This is a genomic window from Flavobacterium sp. (assembly GCF_036741995.1).
In the GTDB taxonomy this organism is placed as follows: Bacteria; Bacteroidota; Bacteroidia; order Flavobacteriales; family Flavobacteriaceae; genus Flavobacterium.
In genome coordinates this window covers 1-2,461 of sequence record NZ_DAINRG010000104.1, presented here as the reverse complement: position 1 = coordinate 2,461, position 2,461 = coordinate 1, and the positions used below count along the sequence as shown (strand labels likewise).

Here is a 2,461-nt window from a genome sequence, read left to right as displayed (position 1 = left end):
CAGTTCTTTAACATTGAACACATCGAAGATTTCGATTGTTATCCATCCAATAAAGTAGAAATCTACAACCGTTGGGGAGTATTAGTGTATGAAACTACTAATTATGATAATGCTTCCAGAAGATTTGAAGGTGTCTCTGAAGGAAGAGCCACAGTAAACAAATCATCTGATTTGCCTTCCGGAACCTATTTCTACATCATTCAGTGGACAACTACTGATGGAAGTACAGTAAACAAAGACGGATATTTATACCTTACTAGATAGATAAATCAAATTCCTGAGGGTTTTGCCCAAAGCCCTCAGGTTTTAAAAAAGAAATTATGAGAACAAAAATTTTAATTTTCGCCCTGATGTTAACGTGTTACACTGGTTTTGCACAGCAAGATGCTCAGTATACCCAATACATGTACAACACTATCAATGTCAATCCCGCTTATGCAGGATCCAGAGGAGTTATGAGTATTTTTGGTTTACACCGTACCCAATGGGTAGGTTTAGACGGAGCACCCACAACCAATGCTTTCTCTGTTAACACACCGATTAATAATAGTAATCTGGGAGTAGGCTTGTCTTTTGTCAATGACAAAATTGGCCCTACCAACGAGAATACTATATCTGCTGATTTATCCTACACTATTCAAACTTCTGAAACCTATAAATTATCCTTTGGGGTAAAAGCTTCCGGCAATATATTCAACCTGGATGTAAACAAGCTTAATCCTGCCGATGCCAATGACCCGAACCTACAGAATTTCAACAATGAATTCTCTCCTAATTTCGGTGCCGGGGTTTACCTGCACTCTGATAAAATGTATTTAGGGGTTTCCGTACCGAACTTTTTGCAGGATTCCAAATACAATGATAACTCAGTTGCCGTATTTAAAGAAAGAATGAACTTTTATGCCATTGCCGGATATGTATTTGACCTATCCCCTTCCATAAAATTCAAACCGGCGGTCTTAACCAAAGTCGTGACCGGTTCACCGCTGCAAATCGATGCTTCGGCCAACTTCTTATTCTTTGATAAGTTAATGCTCGGCGGAGCTTACCGTTGGGATGCTGCGGTGAGTGCGCTGGCCGGTTTTCAAATAACTGACGGACTATTTATAGGCTACAGTTATGATATGGAAACTACTCAGTTAAAACATTATAATTCTGGTTCACACGAGATATTCTTACGTTTTGAGCTCTTCAATAAAGTTAGTAAAATGGTATCACCTAGATTCTTCTAAACACAACGATTATGAAAAATAAAATTATATACTTAGTACTAATAGCTTTCACTTGTGTGAAGAGTTATTCTCAAACTAATAAGTCTGAAGTAAAAGGAGATAAAGAGTATGCCAAATATGCCTACATCGATGCTATCAAAACCTATGAACGCATCTATGAAAAAGGGTATAAATCACCTGATATGCTACTCAAATTAGGGAATGCTTATTATTTTAATGCCGAATTGGAAAAAGCCAACAAATACTACAGCGAACTCTACGCCATCAATCCCGAACAGGAGCCTGAGTTCTATTACCGTCATGCACAAACACTCAGAGCGGTAAAAGAAAATGAAAAAGCTGACGCCATGCTGGCTTTATTCATGCAAAAAAAAAGTAACGATGCCAGAGCCAAAATTTTAGCTAAAAACAGAGATTATTTAGCCGAAATCAAGAAAAATTCCGGCCGTTATAAAATCGAAAATGCCGGAATCAATTCTAAATATTCTGATTACGGGCCTGCCTTTATGGGAACCAAAGTTATTTTTACTTCGGCTCGTGATACCGGAAATTTCTCTAAAAGAATACACACCTGGACCGGACAATATTTCACCAATCTGTTCAGTGCCAATATGGGAGAAGACGGATCGCTTAGCGCCGTAGATAAATTTGGAAAACAAATCAACACCAAGTTTCACGAAGATACGCCTGCCTTTACCAAGGACGGTAAAACAGTTTATTTCACGCGTAACAACTATCTTGACAACAGAGGTTTTGATGCTTCCAAAGTAACTTTACTTAAAATTTACAAAGCCACTCTGGACAAAGACGGAAACTGGACTAACATCACTCCGCTTCCTTTTAACAGCGATTCTTATCAAACCGCGCACCCTGCCCTTTCCTTTGATGAGAAAACTTTATACTTCGCCTCAGATATGCCGGGAACTCACGGACAATCCGATTTGTATCGCGTTAAAGTAAGTGACGATGGTTCTTTTGGAACTCCTGAAAATTTAGGCGATGCCATCAATACCGAAGGCAGAGAAACCTATCCGTTTGTTAATGAAGACAACGAATTGTACTTTGCCTCTGACGGTCAGCCAGGCCTTGGTGGATTGGATATTTACATCACCAAAGTACCAAAAGACGGTAGTCTTAACTTTAAAGAAGTACTCAATGTGGGTGAAGAAGCCAATGGTCCGAAAGATGATTTTGCGCTGATTATCAATTCTAAAACCAAAAAAGGATTC

General features: G+C 38.9%; 2 protein-coding genes and 1 pseudogene. All 3 read left to right on the top strand.

The window, feature by feature from the left end; all coding sequences use genetic code 11:
- The coding region (locus V7D82_RS13680; protein WP_333601507.1) for a gliding motility-associated C-terminal domain-containing protein at positions 1–264 on the top strand (264 nt) is incomplete at its 5' end.
- A gap of 56 nt (positions 265–320) precedes the next feature.
- Entirely contained in the window at positions 321–1,232 is a 912-nt protein-coding gene (locus tag V7D82_RS13675) for a PorP/SprF family type IX secretion system membrane protein (RefSeq protein ID WP_333601506.1), read from the top strand.
- An 11-nt stretch (positions 1,233–1,243) separates the two neighbouring features.
- A pseudogene (locus V7D82_RS13670) lies at positions 1,244–2,461 on the top strand (OmpA family protein); the annotation flags it as partial.